The organism is Pantoea sp. EA-12, from assembly GCF_030053355.1.
Lineage (GTDB): Bacteria > Pseudomonadota > Gammaproteobacteria > Enterobacterales > Enterobacteriaceae > Pantoea > Pantoea vagans_C.
In genome coordinates, this window is sequence record NZ_JASGBY010000005.1 from 183,762 (window position 1) to 200,123 (window position 16,362).

Consider the following 16,362-nt stretch of genomic DNA (forward strand, 5'->3'; position numbering starts at 1 on the left):
TCACCAACAAACGCCATCACGCCGGAGAATAGATCTCCTGCAGGCCAGGCAGCGCGAGTAAATGCTCGCGCCACCAAATAGCCGCATTACCCGAAGCGCTCTCATTCCACGCCAGATACGCCATATCACGACGGCACTCGCTATCCAGCTGACGCGCCACCAGCGCCCCACTCTCCAGATGCGGTTTTGCCAAGTACAGCGGCAAATAGCCGCAGCCCAAGCCATCGAGCTGCGCCTGCAATTTCGCGGGGAAGTCATGCACGCTCAAGGTTTTCTGCTCATCCAACACGCGCAGATCAATGCCGGCACCGTGACGTGAGGAGTCGTGAACGGTAACCGCTCGATACTGGCGGATTTGCTCGCGCAGCAGCGGTTCCGGCGCAGAGGCCAGCGGATGTTCCGGTGCCACGGCGAAAACATACTCCAGCCAGCCCAACGGTTGGCAGACAATCTCTTTGCGCGTGGCGGGCTCTTGCACCGCGCCAAAGACAATGTCCGCATCGCCGTAGTTGAGCGCTTCCCAGCAGCCGGAAAGCACATCCTGACGGAACTGTAGTTGGGTATGCGGATGCTCCTGATAAAACTGATCGATCAGCGGCGTGAGAATACGAAAAGGCAGCGAAGCATCGACGCTGATCACCAACTGACTTTCCCAGCCACTCTCCACATAGCGCGCCTGCTGTTCTAACTCATTCACCGCACGCAGCAGAGTGCGGCCTTTCTCCAGCATCAACCGACCCGTTGGGGTAAATGTGGCACGATGGCCAGAGCGATCGAGCAGCGTGATTTTGAGATCGCTCTCCATCTTCTGCACGGTATAGCTCAACGCAGACGCGGTTTTAAACAGACGCGCAGCCGCCGCCGCAAAGGTGCCATGGCGATCCAGCGCATCCAAAATCAGCAATGCCTCAAGATTTAAACGCATTCCTTACCCTCCCCAAAAATTGTTGAACAACAACCCAAAATCTATCCGTTATCAATAAACGCTCTCATTTCGTATTTTTTTACTCAACGACGCAAGCACTTTCACCAGCAGTAACTTAAGGAACAACCTATGAATTATTCACAGCAGGCCAACCATGTGACGCTGGTGATTACCCACAGCATCCTGCCTGAAAAGCAGGCCAGCTATGAGCAGTGGCTCGACACCATCATGCCGCAGGCCGCGAGCTTTCAAGGGCACCTTGGTGTGAATGTGCTGCGTCCGGTACACGGCGATAACGCCTACACCGTACTGATTCGTTTTACCGGGCTGGATGAGCTGTACGCCTGGCTGAAATCAGACCAGCGCAAAAGCCTGATCAAAGATCTGCCAACCCTGCTGGCGCAGCCAGAACATATCGAGGTGCGTCCCGGCGCAGCGTTCTGGTTTACCCCGACGCAAAAAGGCCAGGTCAAACCCGCGAAATGGAAACAATACTTACTGACGCTGGGGGTGATTTTTCCGTCTACCAATCTGGTGCCGTGGTTCTGGAACCAGGTTTTACCCGCCGCCCACGGCACGCTGTGGGGCCACTTGCTAAATGATGCCAGCGTAGTGGCACTGGTGGTGTTCTTATGGATGCCTGTCGTAACACGAGTTTTAAAACAGTGGCTAATTGGCCGCAACGCGTAATCTAACTGGAGAAGAGATAATGACAACGGCCTCACTGATTTTTACCAACGGCAAATTCCACACCGTGGATCGTGCTAACCCGTTCGCCAGCGCAGTGGCGATTAAAGACGGCAAGTTCCTGGCCGTCGGCAGCGAAGCGGAAGTGATGCGCTTTGCAGGCAGCGATACCCAGATTATTGACGCCAAAGGCAGCACCGGCATTCCGGGCCTCAACGATTCACACCTGCACCTGATTCGCGGTGGCCTGAACTACAATCTTGAACTGCGCTGGGAAGGCGTCCCTTCGTTAGCGGATGCATTACGCATGTTGCGTGAACAGGCACTGCGTACCCCTTCACCACAATGGGTGCGCGTAGTCGGCGGTTGGAGCGAGTTCCAGTTTGCTGAACGCCGTATGCCGACGCTGGATGAGATCAATGCCGCAGCGCCAGACACCCCGGTCTTCATCCTGCACCTGTATGACCGCGCCTTACTCAACCGCGCCGCACTGCGCGTAGTGGGTTACACCAAAGACACACCTAACCCTCCGGGCGGTGAGATCCAGCGCGACAGCAATGGTAATCCGACCGGGATGCTGATTGCGCGCCCCAACGCCATGTTGCTGTATGCGACGCTGGCGAAAGGCCCGAAACTGCCGCTGGAACAGCAGGTCAACTCCACGCGCCAGTTTATGCGCGAGCTGAACCGCCTCGGCCTGACCAGTGCCATCGATGCAGGTGGCGGCTTCCAGAACTATCCCGATGATTACGATGTGATTTCAGAATTGCATGCCAAAAAGCAGCTGACGGTGCGTATCGCCTATAACCTCTTCACGCAGAACCCTGGCCATGAGCTGGAAGATTTTGAGAAGTGGACCGATATGCTGAAACCGGGCCAGGGCACCGACTTCCTGCGCCACAACGGCGCGGGCGAAATGCTGGTGTTCTCGGCGGCCGATTTCGAAGACTTCCTTGAACCGCGCCCTGATTTAGCGCCAGGCATGGAAGATGAGCTGGAGCGCGTGGTGCGCCATCTGGTCGAGCATCGCTGGCCGTTCCGCCTGCATGCCACCTATAACGAATCGATCAGTCGTATGTTGGATGTGTTCGAGAAAGTAAACCGCGACATTCCGTTTAACGGCCTGCACTGGTTCTTTGACCATGCCGAAACCATTACCGAAGCCAACATCGAACGCGTTAAGGCGCTGGGCGGCGGCCTGGCAGTGCAGCATCGTATGGCGTTCCAGGGTGAATACTTTGTTGATCGCTATGGCAAAGAGGCGGCTAAACAGACTCCACCGGTGGCACGTATGCTGGATGCCGGTGTCCCGGTCGGTTTAGGGACCGATGCCACACGCGTGGCCAGTTATAACCCGTGGACCGCGCTGTACTGGCTGGTTTCTGGGCGCACCGTGGGCGGGATGCAGCTGTATGATGACAATGCCCGTATTGACCGCGAGACCGCGCTGATGCTGTGGACCAAAGGCAGTGCCTGGTTCTCCAGCGAGCAGAATGCCAAAGGCGAGATTAAAGTCGGACAGTTAGCGGATTTGGTGTTGCTGTCGAAAGATTTCTTCAGCGTGCCCGAAGAGGAGATTAAAGGTATTGAGTCGGTGTTGACGCTGGTGGATGGCGAAATCGTGTATGCCGCAGGCGGCTTCTCTCCGCTGTCACCACCGCCGGTGCCGGTCTTGCCTGAGTGGTCACCGGTCGTCACCGTGCCGGGTCACTATCGCAGCGCCCCACCGCAAGCCAATGGCCGTGCCGCGATGATGCCTAAAGTACACCAGTGCAGCGGCCCCTGTGGCGTGCACAGCCACTCGCACGATGTCGCGCGTCAGTCTTCGGTGCCGGTGTCGGATAACAATGCGTTCTGGGGTGCGCTGGGCTGTTCTTGCTTTGCGTTTTAAGTGAGGTGCGGGGTGATAACCTTACCCCGCCAGTCCAAACCCCTGTTTGCCATTCTTCTTAATCTGGTACATCGCTTCATCGGCGCGCGTCAGCGCCTCATCAAAACTATAATGTGGCTGCACCGCCGCCACGCCAATTGACGCGCCAATCTGCGCATGACCGTTATCCACATCAAACGGCGTCAGCGCCGCATCCAGCACCGCCTGCATCATGATGCGTACTTTCGGGAAATCGATCAGGAACGGCATCAACAGCACAAACTCATCACCGCCCAATCGCCCCACCACCACATTTGGCGGTACCTGCTCGCTGATGCGCTGGCTGAGCTGAATCAATACCTCATCGCCACTGCGATGGCCCAGCGTGTCGTTAACATGCTTGAAGTTGTCGAGATCGATAAAGGCCACACACAGCGGCCCCTGCGCTTTCATTTTGCTGAAATGCGTGTGCAAGGCATGGCGGTTGGTCAGGCCCGTCAGCGGATCGTGGTTAGCCAAAGAGGAGAGCTGTGCTTCGTAGTTCTTCTCTTTAGTCATATCGATATGGGTGCCGGTGACTTTAAGCGGATTGCCCTCTTCGTCCCATTCACTGACGCGCCCACGATCCAGCACCCAGGTAATTTTGTCATTCTTACCCAGCATGCGATGCAGCGCTTCATAGTAAGGTGCGCGCCCTTCTATATGATCGTAAAAGGCTTTCAACACCTCATCCGCATCGTCGGGGTGCAGGCGTTCACGCCAGACCTCAAATTGCGCTTTGGTCTCTTTGGGTTGGAAACCCAGCATGGAGCCCCAGCGACGATTAAAAATCACCAGCTTGCCGCTGGGAATATCCAGCTGCCACAAACATAAACCGGTTCCATCCAGCGCCGCACTCAGCTTATTACGCGCGTCATGCGCTATGCGCTTTAAGCGCGCATTATGCTTTTTCAGGTTCTGAATCTGCTGACGCAGCGCTTCTTCGGACATGATGGATGACGGAGAGGAAATAAAGGCTATTTTGCCTGCCAGGAAGTTTCTGTAAATAAAACAAATGAAAAGCCGATTAGCAGCGGCAAATTGCGCCGACCTCAGAGGTTACGGCGAAATAATCCCTATAAATCAGTGAACAAAACTTTCTTTACTGGAACCTGGTAGTCGAACTGCGCATCAGCCAGCGAAAAACGTCTTACGGAGGGAGAAATTATGATCTGTGACGCGGATCAAGGGATATTCGGTGCACGATGCTGTCATCATGTTTACTAGAATGGTAGTTTAACAGTTATCGCAGCAACACGATAACGGTGGATGAGATTATGCAACTGACAATGCGTTGGTTTGGTCCGAAAGAAGACAAAGTTTCGCTGGAATATATTCGCCAGGTGCCGGGCGTACGCGGCGTGGTGGGCGCACTCTATGATGTGCCCGTCGGAGAAACCTGGCCGAAGGACAAGATTAAAGCGCTGGTTGATCAAGTGCATGGTGCTGGTCTGACCGTCGAAGTGATCGAAAGCGTTAACATTCACGATGACATCAAGATCGGCCTGCCAAGCCGCGATCAGTACATCGAGAACTATAAGCAGAGCATCCGTAACCTCGCTGAAGTGGGCGTAAAAGTCATCTGCTACAACTTCATGCCGGTGTTTGACTGGATGAAGACCGACATGAACTATGTGTTGCCAGATGGCTCACTCACCATGGCGTTCGAGAAGAAAGGCATCGATAAGAGCCTCGAAGAAGTGGTGCAAGAGGTGTTGGGTAACTCCAACGGTTTCGCCCTGCCAGGCTGGGAGCCTGAACGTCTGGCGAAAGTGCAGGATCTGTTTGCACAATATAAAGATGTCGATGACGCGAAGCTGCGTGAAAACCTGGCTTACTTCCTGAAAGCAGTGATCCCGGTGTGTGAGGAAGTGGGCGTGAAGATGGCAATCCATCCTGACGATCCACCGTATTCGATCTTCGGTCTGCCGCGCATTGTGAAAAACCGCGAAGATCTGGATTGGATCTGTAACGTGGTGGATTCCGAGGCCAACGGTATTACGCTGTGTACCGGTTCGATTGCCGAAGATCCGCAGAACGATGTGTATGGCATCCTGGCGGAGTTCTCGCGCCGCAAACGCATTCCGTTTGCCCATGTGCGTAACATCAAGATTATTCAGGATAAAGATTTTTACGAGTGCGCGCACCCGACTGAATATGGCTCGCTGGATATGTATAAAGTGCTGCAGTCGATGTATGACAATGGCTTCGATGGCTACATCCGTTCAGATCACGGCCGCTTTATCTGGGGCGAGACTGGCCGTCCGGGTTATGGCCTGTACGACCGCGCGTTGGGTACCACCTATCTGATGGGATTGTGGGAAGCGTTGAGTAAGCGCTGATAGCAGCCAGGTGCGCATAAATGCGCACCCTACTGTTTTTGTAAGGTCGCCATTTATGGCGACCTGCCCGATGACCGCAGAATAGTGTTAGCCAACCTATCCGTTACCCCCAGCCTTTAAACAGCAAACTGGCATTCACGCCGCCAAATCCGAAACCGTTCGACAGCACATGTTGTATCGCCATCGGCTGTGGTTTTAACGCCACCAGATTCAACCCGGCGGCGGCTTCATCGGGATGCAACAGATTGAGGGTCGGTGGCGCAATTTGATCCCGTAAAGCCAGGATCGAGAAGATCGCTTCGACTCCACCGGCCGCACCCAGCAGATGCCCAGTAGCCGATTTGGTCGAGGTGATCGCCACATCGCTACCGGCAAACAACGTGCGGATCGCCGCCAGCTCGCCTTTGTCACCTACTGGCGTGGAGGTGGCGTGTGCATTGATGTGTTGCACATCTGCAGGGGTAATCCCCGCCTGCGCCAGCGCAGTTTCCATGGCACGGCGAGCGCCCTCACCGCTCTCCGGCCCGGCGGTGCGATGGTAAGCATCTGCGCTGGTGCCATACCCGACTAACTCCGCCAGCGGGGTGGCACCGCGCGCCTGCGCATGCTCCAGCGACTCAATCACCAGCAAGCCAGCGCCTTCGCCCATCACGAAACCGTCGCGATCGCGGTCAAAAGGTCGTGATGCCTGCTCGGGACGATCGTTAAAACCACCGGACATCGCTTTCGCGGCGGCAAACCCGGCCAGGCTGACGCGATGGATCGCGGCTTCCGTCCCGCCGCATAGTGCAATATCCGCCTCTCCGCTGCGGATCAGTCGTGCCGCATCACCAATCGCCTGAGCGCCCGCGGCACAGGCCGTGACCGGCGCCCCAATTGGGCCACGGAAACCATGCGCAATCGACACATGTCCCGCCGCCAGATTGGCGAGGAATGACGGAATGGTGAAAGGCGACAGTCGGCGTGGACCGCGATTGGCGGTGGTTTCCACCGCATTAGCGATTTCGTTGAAGCCGCCGATTCCGGTCGCTATCACCGTGGCGGTACGCTGGCGCAGCGCCTCATCCTGCGGAAACCAGTTGGCTTGCGTCAGCGCCTCGTGCGCCGCGACTAAAGCAAACTCAATAAAGCGATCCATTTTCTTGCGATCTTTCGGCGCGATCACGCGTTCGGGATCGAAACCATGCTGTGGATCTTGCTCCAGCGTTGGCACCTGGCCGGCAATTTTGCAGCTGATATCCTGCACCATCTCTTCCGGCAAAGCGCTGATACCGGATTTCCCGGCCAGCAGTGACTGCCATACGGCTTCGGTCCCGCAGCCAAGCGGCGAAACCAGCCCCATACCTGTAATCACAATACGTTTCATTGATAACTCCTTAAGCCGCGGGCTTTTTCATAAAGGGAACCAGCAGCGCGGCGATACAAAATCCAACCATAATTAGCCAGAATGCGTCCGAGAAAGCCTGCGTCCGTGCTTCGCGCAGGGTGAGTGAAGCCAGTGATTGCAGCGCCGCCGTGTGCGCGGCATCCGGACTTAATCCGTTGAGAATCAGGGCTGCGGTACGCGATTGCAGATAGTCACCGAGTGACAGGCTGGCGCTGTTGAGATGGTCAGCGAGGCGGCTGTAATGCAGATTGGTACGGTCGTTCAGCACGGTGCCGCACAATGCGATACCGATGGCACCGCCGAGGTTGCGCATCAGATTAAACAGTCCTGAGGCTAATTTTAGTCTTGCTGGCGGCAAGCTGCCGAGCGTCAGTGTGACCGTGGGCGCCACGGCAAACTGCTGTGCCATGCCGCGAAAGGCTTGCGGAAACAGCAGCTCTTTTGCGCCCCAGTCATGGGTGATGGGCACAAAGAAAAACATCGACAAGCCAAAACTCATCAGCCCAAAGGCCAGCAAAATGCGCAAATCGACACGATTCGCCAGCCACGCATAGAAGGGGATCGATAAGATCTGAAAGATGCCGGTAGAGAAGATCGCCAGCCCGATCTCCAGTGCGCTAAAGCCACGTACCTGGCCGAGAAACAGCGGCGTGAGGTAAATGGTGGCGAAGATCCCAACCCCCGCCATAAACGAGAAATAGCAACCGAGGGTAAAGCCCGGATCTTTCAGCGCCCGCAGATCCATGATCGGCTTCGCATGATTAAGCGTGCGGATCACGAAGAATACGCCGCACACCAAGGCGATCCAGCCGGTAGTGGTAATGGTGCTGTCGTCAAACCAGCCCCAGCGCGGGCCCTCTTCTAACGTATATTCCAGACACCCCAGCGACAGTGCCAACAACACAATGCTGAAGTAATCCGCGCCGCGCAGCAGTTCGCGGTTAGGCGCGTCGATCCTGACCAACAGCGGCACGGCAATAGTGATGTAAATGCCGGGAATGATGTTGATGTAAAACAGCCAGTGCCAGCTTAAGTTATCGGTAATCCATCCGCCGACCGTTGGCCCCAGCGTTGGCGCTAACGAGGCCAGTGCGCCCACGGTGGCGGCGGCGATCACCCGTTGCTTGCCGTGAAAAAACGCAAAGGCGGTGGTGAAGACCAGTGGGATCATCGATCCGCCCGCCAGCCCCTGTAAGGCACGGAAGGCGATCATGCTCTGGATGTTCCACGCCCAGGCGCACAGCAGGCTCATCAGCGTAAAGCCGCAGGCCGAGGCAGCAAACAGCCAGCGCGTTGACATCACGCTCGCCAGCCAACCGGAGAGCGGAATAATGATGATCTCCGCGATCAGATAGCTGGTTTGCACCCACACGGTTTCATCATCGCCGGCTGATAATCCGCCGCCAATATCCCGCAGCGATGCCGAAACAATCTGGATATCCAGCAGGGCAATAAACATACCGATGCACATGGTGGCGAAGGCGAACACCTTCTTGCTTACCGGCATCTCTGCCGAGGTCATCAGCGGCGCAGCCACGCTGCTCATCGCATGTTTCTCTCATCAACCGTCACCGTGACGGATAAACCCGGACGCAGCAGGCCGAGAACAGCCGCATCGCCATCCAACACAATACGCACCGGCACGCGCTGGACGATCTTAGTGAAGTTGCCCGTGGCGTTTTCCGCCGGAAGAATGCTGAAGCGCGAGCCGGTGGCCGGTGACAAACTGCCGACATGGCCGTTGAACGTGCGGCCGGGTAAGACATCCGCCACAATGCGGGCCGCCTGTCCGGGGCGCATATCCGCCAGCTGGCTCTCTTTGAAATTGGCATCGATCCACAATCCCTGTGCCGGCACCAGCGACAGCAGTTGCGTACCGCTGCTGACATAGGAGCCTGACCACGCGCGACGATTACCGACCACGCCATCAAAAGGGGCGCGGATTTCCGTGTACTCAAGATTGAGCTTCGCCATCGCCAGCCCCGCCTGGGCTTGCACTAACGCCGCCTTCGCCTGCTGCTCGCGTGCGTCTAATACCTGCAACTGGCGCTCGGCAACGCTGGTATCGGCGCGGCTTTTGCTCTCTTCGGCTATTGCCTGATGGTAATCCGATTGCGCATGGTCGCGAATCTGTTGCGACACCGCTGAGCTGCTTGCCAGCGCACTGTAACGACGTTGATCCGAGGTGGTTTTCTGCGTCACCGCCTGTGCCGCCAACAATGAAGCGTGCGTTCCGGCAATGGTGGCGAGCTGCAACTGGCGCGTCGCCGCGATATCACTCAACGCGGCTTGCTGTGCGGCGACTTCACCCGCCGCCTGATCCAGCGCCGCCAGATAATCCCGGTTATCCAGTTGCACCAGCAGATCGCCCTTTTTCACCCTGGCGTTGTCCTGCACCGCCAGCGTGTGAATATAACCCGGGACTTTCGCCGAGATCGCGCTGATATCCGCGCCGACGTAGGCATCGTCAGTCGAGGGCATAAAGCGCGCCGTATGCCACCAGTAATAGCCATAGCCTGCCAGTGCCACGCCACCCAGCGTCAGCGCTAACAGCAGCGCCGATTTTTTGCGCGTGAGTGTCATGATTGCTTCTCTGCCAGCGCAGGCGGTGTGAATTTCTGCGTGGTATCACCGGCGCGTTTTTTCTGCAGATAGTCATGGCGATAGTGCATCATTGGCACCGCTGCCGGACCCGGCACCATTTGGTATTTTTCCAGCGTCAGCGGCTGGCCATTCTCGCTATCGACCAGTTGCAGTTTCACCGGGCGCTGGGTGGCGGTTTCCACCAGCTGCATCTGACGCCCTTCCGGCGAAAAGTGCGTGCTGCCCCACTCGGCCAGCGCCAGAATCACGCCGCGCAAATCACGTCCGGCGTGAGTCAGATGATATTCGTAACGCGCTGGTGTGGTGCTATAGCACACCTTCTCCAGCAGACCATCTTCCACCAACTCTTTCAGGCGACGCGACAGGATGTTCGGCGCAACGCCGCTGCTTTTCTGGAACTCGTCAAAGCGGGTAAAGCCAGCCAGCGCGTCGCGCATGATCAGCATGCTCCAGCCATCTCCGACGCGACCCAGACTGCGGGCGATAGGGCAAGGCATATGGTAAAGCGGTTCGTTTTTCATGAGGGGTATTCCGCAGGAGATTTGATGCGGAATACTGTCGCAAAGTCACTTTCATTTTGCAAGTCACTTGCAAAATGAAAGCAAGGAGTGTTCATTATCCAAAAAAAACGGCAGCCACATTGGGCTGCCGTTTTCGTGTCAGTAACACAACACTCAGGTGCGCACGCGCAGTGCTGCCTCGATCTTATCGGCGATCTTGGTCACCACATAAGCAATCACCATGTAGAACACCACTGCGATCAGGAAGGCTTCGAGGTAGTAGAAATTCAGTGCGGCGGTGAGCTGCGCCTGAGCAAAGATATCCACCACTTCGATGGCAAACGCCAGCGACAGCGCTTTCATGATCACCATGAAGGCATTGGCTAAATCAGGGATCGCCGCCACGATAATCTGTGGGAACATCACCCGACGGAACAGCTGACCGCCGCTGTAACCCAGCGATAAGGCCGCATCGGATTGCCCACTGTCAAACGAGTTCAGCGCCCCTTTCCACACCTCGGCCTGGAATGCCGCTACGCAGGCACTCAGCGCCACAATGATGATCACCCAGTTCGGCAGTGAATGGGCATTGACCTCAACACCAAACAGCGTGGCAACAAAGTGCAGCGCCGGTGGCAAGCCGTAATAGGCGAGGAAAATCACCACCACCATCGGTACGCCTTTGAAGGCGATTTTGTAAGTGATGACTAACTGACGCAGCACCGGAATACGGCGATGTTCAATAAACGCGAACAAACCGCCGAGCAGCGTCGAACAGATAAAGACCGTCACCGCCATCAGCAGCGTCACCGGCACAGCATCGAGAATGCTCCAGAAGTCCGGCAGCAAAACCTCAGCATCAAACATGGTTTTTCTCCCCTACTCAGACGCTGGTGGTGAACTTCACGCGCGCCGCAGACTTCGAGCTGTACTTCGCATGACGTTGTTCGAAGAAACGAATGATCAACCAGGCCACACCGCACAGCAGTGAGTAAAGTACCGCCAACACCAGATAGGTGCCGAACTGATACTGGTTATAATCGCGTTCCATAATTAAATGCGCGGTCGCCATCACATCCGCCGCCCCGATGTACATCACCAGTGCCACGTTATGAATCAGATAGATAATCGCATTGCCGTAGCCGGGCAGTGCAAAGTGCACCGCTTGTGGCCCAATCACACGCAGCATTTTCTGACGGAAGCTGTAGCCAAGGCTGTCGGTGGCATCGTGCTGGCCCCGTTCCACGGCGAGGTACGCCGGGCGCATCACTTCCGACAGATAGCCGCCGTGATACAGGCTCAGGCCGATCATCGCCGCCACGTTGGCGGTAAAGAAGTCGCCAAAGCCAAAGTTATCGGTGATCAGCGGCATACCGTAAAAGGCTACAAACAGCTGTAACACTACCGGGACGCTGCGCGCGTAGGAAACATAGAGATCGGCCAGTTGGCTGATCACTGGGATGCGGCGCACGCGGAAAACCGTGGCGATCAGCGCCAGAAAGAACCCGGCAATCATCGCGACAAACATGATGCCAAGCGTCAAAGGCAGCGCCGACAACAGTTCAGGAATCATGGAGGATAGATTCACGGTGAAACACTCCTGCTAAAAAGGACAGCATGCGCCCGGCTCAACACCGGACGCAGTGAATCTGTTACTTCATGTATTTCGTCACTTCTTCGCCGAACCACTTCTGCGCCAGCTTATCCAGCGTGCCGTCGTCTTTCAGTTCTTTCAGCGCTTTGTTCACATCATCGTTCAGAGCCTGGTTTTCAGCAGAACGGTGGATCAACACATAGGTGTTGTTGATCACCACTGGCTCACTGGCTTTGATCGCCAGTTTCTGGTTGTCGATCACCGTCTGCTCACCCAGGTTTGAAGGCAAGATCAGCGCATCGTATTTACCGTTCTGCACTTCTTTCAGGCGATCCGGGTAAGGCACGCCAGCACTGGAAGCTTTGATGGTGATTTTGTCGTTCGGGTTGTCCTGCTGCCACTGGGTGACGAACTTATACACGCCACCGCCTGCGGTCACCGGCACGATATTCTTGCCGACCAGATCTTTCATACTGTTGATGCTGCTGTCGCTGCGGCTGTAGATCTTCATCAGGCTGGCACCAATCGGCGCATCTGGGATCAGGAACTGTTTGCTGCGTGCAGGCGCTTTGTAGTAACCGCCGGTCGCCATGTCGTACTTGCCGGTCACCAGACCGGTTTCCTGCGCGATGTCTGCCGCGCCTTCCATGACAAATTTGTACTGCGGCAGTTTAGCGTTGATGGCTTTCAGCACGTCTGGCTCGTAGCCCTCAGGTTCGTGACCAATCGCACCCCAGGAGAGCGGTTTGGATTCTGCTGCGGTGGCAATTTTGATGGTACGGACCGCGTCAGCGAAGCTGTTACCGCTGATCAGGGCTAAAGCGATGATGCCAGGCGCGGCCAGGCGACGTAATGTGGTTTTGATTGCAGGCATGTCTTTGATTCCTTTAATTATTAGAATGCTCGTTCACTATTGAGGAACTGTGCAAGGCGCGGCAGGGTTGGGTTATCAAACATCTCTGTCGGACTGCCCTGCGCAGCCACCACACCTTGATCCATAAACACAATGCGATTTGAAATGCTTTTCGCGAACTGCATCTCGTGCGTCACCAGCAGCGAGGTAATGCCAGAAGACGCCACATCTTTAATCACTTTCAGCACTTCCCCCACCAGCTCTGGATCGAGAGATGAGGTCGGTTCATCAAACAGCATCACATCCGGACGTACCGCCAGAGCACGTGCGATACCGGTACGCTGTAACTGGCCGCCAGACAGCTGCGACGGATAGTGATCGAGCTTGGCACCCAAGCCCACACGTTCCAGTTCCTGCACGGCAATATCGCGCGCTTGCTGTTTGGTTTTACGCTGGATCACGATCAGTGGATCCATGACGTTTTCCAGCACCGTCATGTTTTTGAACACGTTGAATTGCTGAAACACCATGGCGGTACGTAAACGGATCGCCTGGATCGCCGCTTTATCTGGCGACTGGTAATCCATACGGATCTGATCCAGCTGGATGGTGCCCGCAGAGGGCTTGGCCAGATAGTTAATGCAGCGTAGCAGCGTGGTTTTCCCGGTGCCGCTTGGCCCGATGATCGACACCACATCGCCGCGTTTTACCGACAGATCGACACCTTTCAGGATCGGATTACTGCCGTAAGAGAGCGTAATATTGTTGAGTTCTAACATCCGGTGCAGCCCCTATTTGTTCAGGTCAGCATGGCCAAGCACATGCATCAGACGGTTGGCCCAGCCGAAAATGGCAATGGCGTGGATCAGATCGATAATCTCCTGATCGTTCATGCCGACCGCGCGCAGTGCCGCCACATCTTCCGGCATGGCTTCTGATGGCGTGACCGATAAACGGCGAGCAAAGTGGTAGATCGCCGCATCACGTTCACCTAACACATCCGCTCTATCAAAATAGATGGCACTGACCACCGCGTCACTGTCGGCCAGTTGCGCATGACGGCGCGCATGCACCACGGCGCAATAGCGGCAACCGTTAACGATTGATGCACCCAACGCGCCCAGTTCACGATCGGCACGATCGAGACCGCCTTCAACATACATAATCGCGTTGAACAGCCCGGTACGCGCGGTATAGCTCTCGGGATCGTGCACCAGCGTGCGTACGTACTCAGAGATCTTCTTGTTGGATGGCGTCACCTTCATCGCATCCAGCTGGGCTGGCGTTGCCTGCTCGACGTCCACAGGCTGAATGTACGGATGCCAGTGCAAAGGCTTGAGATTAACCGACGGAATCATGCAGACCTCAGCAGACGTAAGCCAGCCGCGACGCGCGTCTGGAAGTTAACAAAGGCAATCAGTTCAGAGAGCGCGACGATTTGCGGATTGCTCAAACCGGCCAGCTCCAGCAGACGGATATGCTGCTCGGTAGCCTGAATCGGCTGCTGCGTCACCATGTCGGCATGCCGAGCAATGGTCGCCAGCGGCTCTTCCGCTACGGCGCAACCCGAGGCCAGCGCCAGCAGAGCTTCAGACGGGTTTAATGCCGCCAGCTGTGCCTGATAATCGCGTTGCAGCGGCGCATCGTAATTCAGCACCGCCATACGCTGTGCCAGCGCCAGACGCAGATCCGCAGGCAGACCCTGATCGTCTTCTGGCGTGAGTACTGACACACGGCACGCTTCTGCACCCGCAACAAATTCGGGGCGCAGGCGGCGCGTTTGATACAACGCATCTTCTGGTGTTAATCCGGCTGCTTGATCAATAGCGTCGCTCACAACGCGTTCTCCTGTTTGAGTAAGGGGGTTGAGTCCACCCATTCATCGCCCTGCAGTTCAGGGGTGTCAAAAGCTTGTAAGTTGGCGTAGTGCTGCTCCACGTCTTCGGCAAACAGCGAGGCAGTGATCCCGCGCACCAGACGGTCGGCACCGGCGCTCACCGCCGGAATATCGCCGGAGACTTTGCCGTGCGTCAGCATCGCGGCATCGTTAAAGCAGTGGATATGGGCCAGCATCGGGCAGGCGCCTGGCGACAGTTCACGAAACTCGAATGATGGGCCGAGGTCGGGCGCTTCCAGCATGCTGTGACGCGCGTTCCCCATTTCTGGCTGATAGCGACCATCAGACCAGCTGCGGATATGCGGTGCGATAGCCGCAAATTCCGGGCGACCGTGGAAATCGTTAGTGAAACCGGTGGCGGCAATCAGATAGTCGTAACGCAGCGCCCCTTGTGTGGTTTCGATGAGCAGGCCATTCTCTTCCTGTTTGACAGCGTTGATGCCGCAATCGAGGAAGAAACGCGCATTTTCGTGACGCGATACGCGCAAGGTTGAAGAACGTGGTGGCGGCGTTTGCGTGGCGGCGGTGTAATCGACGAACTTCCATTTCCACGCATCCGGCAGCTGGTGCATACCGTGCACCACGCCCTGGCTACCGATACCGGTCATCTTGTTGATACGCGGCATTTCTTTGCGGCGAATCAGCAGATCCACCGCACCTGCGCCTTGCTCCAGCGCCGTGGCGGCGTTATCCATCGATGAAGCGCCTGCACCAATTACCGCAATACGTTTACCCTGCAAGGCGGCAAAATCGATGTCATCTGCGGAGTGCGCCCAGAATTGGCGATCGATGCCTTGCAGGAAATCGGGCACGGCAAAGCCGCCGAGGCCAGAACGCCCTGTGGCCAGCACTAAACGGCGCGTGTACACCCGGCCGGTTTCCGCACCGTCCAGATCCAGCGCAATTAAATCGCCTGCCTGTGCGATATTGCTCACGCGCACGTTGTTTTGCACTGGCAGATTCAGCACCTTGCGATACCAAACCAGGTAATCCATCCACTGTGCTTTAGGGATTTTGTCCAGTTCCTGCCATGCCTCTTGGCCCCACTGCGCGGTAAACCAGGCGCGGAAGGTCAGTTGAGCCAAGCCGAGAGCCGGGCCGTGCAGGGTTTTCGGTGAGCGCAGAGTTTCCATGCGCGCAAAGGTGATCCACGGACCTTCCAGCCCAGCGGGTGCGGCGTCATACGCCACCACATTACTGATGCCGGTGAATTGTAATTTAGCCAGTGCCGCCAGCCCGCACATACCTGCACCAATCACCACCACATCGCGCACCGGTGCACTCAGATAGGTGCGTTCCGGTACCCAGGATTTGGCAGGCAGTTCCAGAAACTCCAGATCCTGTTGTAGCTGGGCTTCCAGCGCGGCAAGACCTTTAGCGGCATAAGTCATAGAGAGATTTCCCTGGTGTCAGCGATCGCCATGAGAGCGAGCGAAAACGGTTAAAATGCGTTGATGAAGCGACCCTTTTAATTATCTGTAAATCGCATAATGGATAGCTAACAATCATAAATACGCATAATAAGAACTAAGTTTTCGCATAATCCTCTTGCCCTAAATCGGAGTCAAGAAGTGCGCTCAGGATTTGACCAATGGATTTCTTATATCTTATGCCGGAAAAGTTATAAGCGTTGAAAATAAAGGGATTGTGCGAGACGGTGCGCA

16 protein-coding genes are annotated in these 16,362 nt (G+C 56.2%); 3 read left to right on the plus strand and 13 right to left on the minus strand.

Annotated elements, in window-relative coordinates; all coding sequences use genetic code 11:
* Positions 1 to 16: 16 nt before the first annotated feature.
* Positions 17 to 925: a LysR family transcriptional regulator gene (locus QMZ30_RS09790; protein WP_039327171.1), complete on the minus strand. Its 909-nt coding sequence runs from the start codon at positions 923 to 925 to the stop codon at positions 17 to 19.
* A 129-nt stretch (positions 926 to 1,054) separates the two neighbouring features.
* Between QMZ30_RS09790 and QMZ30_RS09795 the strand changes: the two genes are divergently transcribed.
* Together QMZ30_RS09795 and QMZ30_RS09800 are read left to right on the plus strand one after the other, a co-directional pair.
* A complete protein-coding gene (locus tag QMZ30_RS09795) occupies positions 1,055 to 1,615 on the plus strand; it encodes an antibiotic biosynthesis monooxygenase (protein WP_283227217.1) in 561 nt (186 codons plus the stop codon).
* A 19-nt stretch (positions 1,616 to 1,634) separates the two neighbouring features.
* Positions 1,635 to 3,503 carry an amidohydrolase gene (locus tag QMZ30_RS09800; protein WP_283227218.1) on the plus strand — a complete coding sequence of 623 codons (1,869 nt, stop codon included), beginning with the start codon at positions 1,635 to 1,637 and terminating at the stop codon, positions 3,501 to 3,503.
* A gap of 21 nt (positions 3,504 to 3,524) precedes the next feature.
* Here the strand turns inward: QMZ30_RS09800 and QMZ30_RS09805 are convergent, their stop codons facing one another.
* Entirely contained in the window at positions 3,525 to 4,472 is a 948-nt protein-coding gene (locus QMZ30_RS09805; RefSeq protein WP_039327165.1) for a sensor domain-containing diguanylate cyclase, read from the minus strand.
* 326 nt (positions 4,473 to 4,798) lie between these two features.
* Between QMZ30_RS09805 and uxuA the strand changes: the two genes are divergently transcribed.
* On the plus strand, positions 4,799 to 5,863 hold the full coding sequence (gene uxuA / locus QMZ30_RS09810) for a mannonate dehydratase (RefSeq protein WP_283227219.1): 1,065 nt from the start codon (positions 4,799 to 4,801) through the stop codon (positions 5,861 to 5,863).
* Positions 5,864 to 5,966: 103 nt separating this feature from the next.
* On the opposite strand, the gene fabF is transcribed toward uxuA, so the two are convergent.
* From fabF to QMZ30_RS09865, 11 genes are all read right to left on the minus strand, one after another.
* Positions 5,967 to 7,229, minus strand: a complete 1,263-nt coding sequence (gene fabF, locus QMZ30_RS09815; protein WP_283227220.1) for a beta-ketoacyl-ACP synthase II — start codon at positions 7,227 to 7,229, stop codon at positions 5,967 to 5,969.
* 10 nt (positions 7,230 to 7,239) lie between these two features.
* A complete protein-coding gene (locus tag QMZ30_RS09820; protein WP_283227221.1) occupies positions 7,240 to 8,796 on the minus strand; it encodes a DHA2 family efflux MFS transporter permease subunit in 1,557 nt (518 codons plus the stop codon).
* Positions 8,793 to 9,833: an HlyD family secretion protein gene (locus tag QMZ30_RS09825; protein WP_283227222.1), complete on the minus strand. Its 1,041-nt coding sequence runs from the start codon at positions 9,831 to 9,833 to the stop codon at positions 8,793 to 8,795. The genes QMZ30_RS09820 and QMZ30_RS09825 overlap by 4 nt, the downstream gene beginning before the upstream one ends.
* On the minus strand, positions 9,830 to 10,375 hold the full coding sequence (locus tag QMZ30_RS09830) for a winged helix-turn-helix transcriptional regulator (protein ID WP_283227223.1): 546 nt from the start codon (positions 10,373 to 10,375) through the stop codon (positions 9,830 to 9,832). The genes QMZ30_RS09825 and QMZ30_RS09830 overlap by 4 nt, the downstream gene beginning before the upstream one ends.
* A 153-nt stretch (positions 10,376 to 10,528) precedes the next feature.
* Entirely contained in the window at positions 10,529 to 11,221 is a 693-nt protein-coding gene (locus tag QMZ30_RS09835; protein ID WP_034823323.1) for an amino acid ABC transporter permease, read from the minus strand.
* A gap of 16 nt (positions 11,222 to 11,237) precedes the next feature.
* On the minus strand, positions 11,238 to 11,927 hold the full coding sequence (locus QMZ30_RS09840; RefSeq protein WP_197063286.1) for an amino acid ABC transporter permease: 690 nt from the start codon (positions 11,925 to 11,927) through the stop codon (positions 11,238 to 11,240).
* Positions 11,928 to 12,006: 79 nt separating this feature from the next.
* Positions 12,007 to 12,822: a transporter substrate-binding domain-containing protein gene (locus QMZ30_RS09845; RefSeq protein WP_283227224.1), complete on the minus strand. Its 816-nt coding sequence runs from the start codon at positions 12,820 to 12,822 to the stop codon at positions 12,007 to 12,009.
* Between the two features lie 20 nt (positions 12,823 to 12,842).
* Positions 12,843 to 13,580, minus strand: a complete 738-nt coding sequence (locus tag QMZ30_RS09850) for an amino acid ABC transporter ATP-binding protein (protein ID WP_283227225.1) — start codon at positions 13,578 to 13,580, stop codon at positions 12,843 to 12,845.
* 12 nt (positions 13,581 to 13,592) lie between these two features.
* Positions 13,593 to 14,159 carry a peroxidase-related enzyme gene (locus QMZ30_RS09855; RefSeq protein WP_283227226.1) on the minus strand — a complete coding sequence of 189 codons (567 nt, stop codon included), beginning with the start codon at positions 14,157 to 14,159 and terminating at the stop codon, positions 13,593 to 13,595.
* Positions 14,156 to 14,638 (minus strand): CMD domain-containing protein, encoded by a 483-nt coding sequence (locus tag QMZ30_RS09860; RefSeq protein WP_283227227.1) that lies wholly within the window; start codon positions 14,636 to 14,638, stop codon positions 14,156 to 14,158. The genes QMZ30_RS09855 and QMZ30_RS09860 overlap by 4 nt, the downstream gene beginning before the upstream one ends.
* Positions 14,635 to 16,089 (minus strand): NAD(P)-binding domain-containing protein, encoded by a 1,455-nt coding sequence (locus tag QMZ30_RS09865; protein WP_283227228.1) that lies wholly within the window; start codon positions 16,087 to 16,089, stop codon positions 14,635 to 14,637. The genes QMZ30_RS09860 and QMZ30_RS09865 overlap by 4 nt, the downstream gene beginning before the upstream one ends.
* Between the last annotated feature and the right edge of the window lie 273 nt (positions 16,090 to 16,362).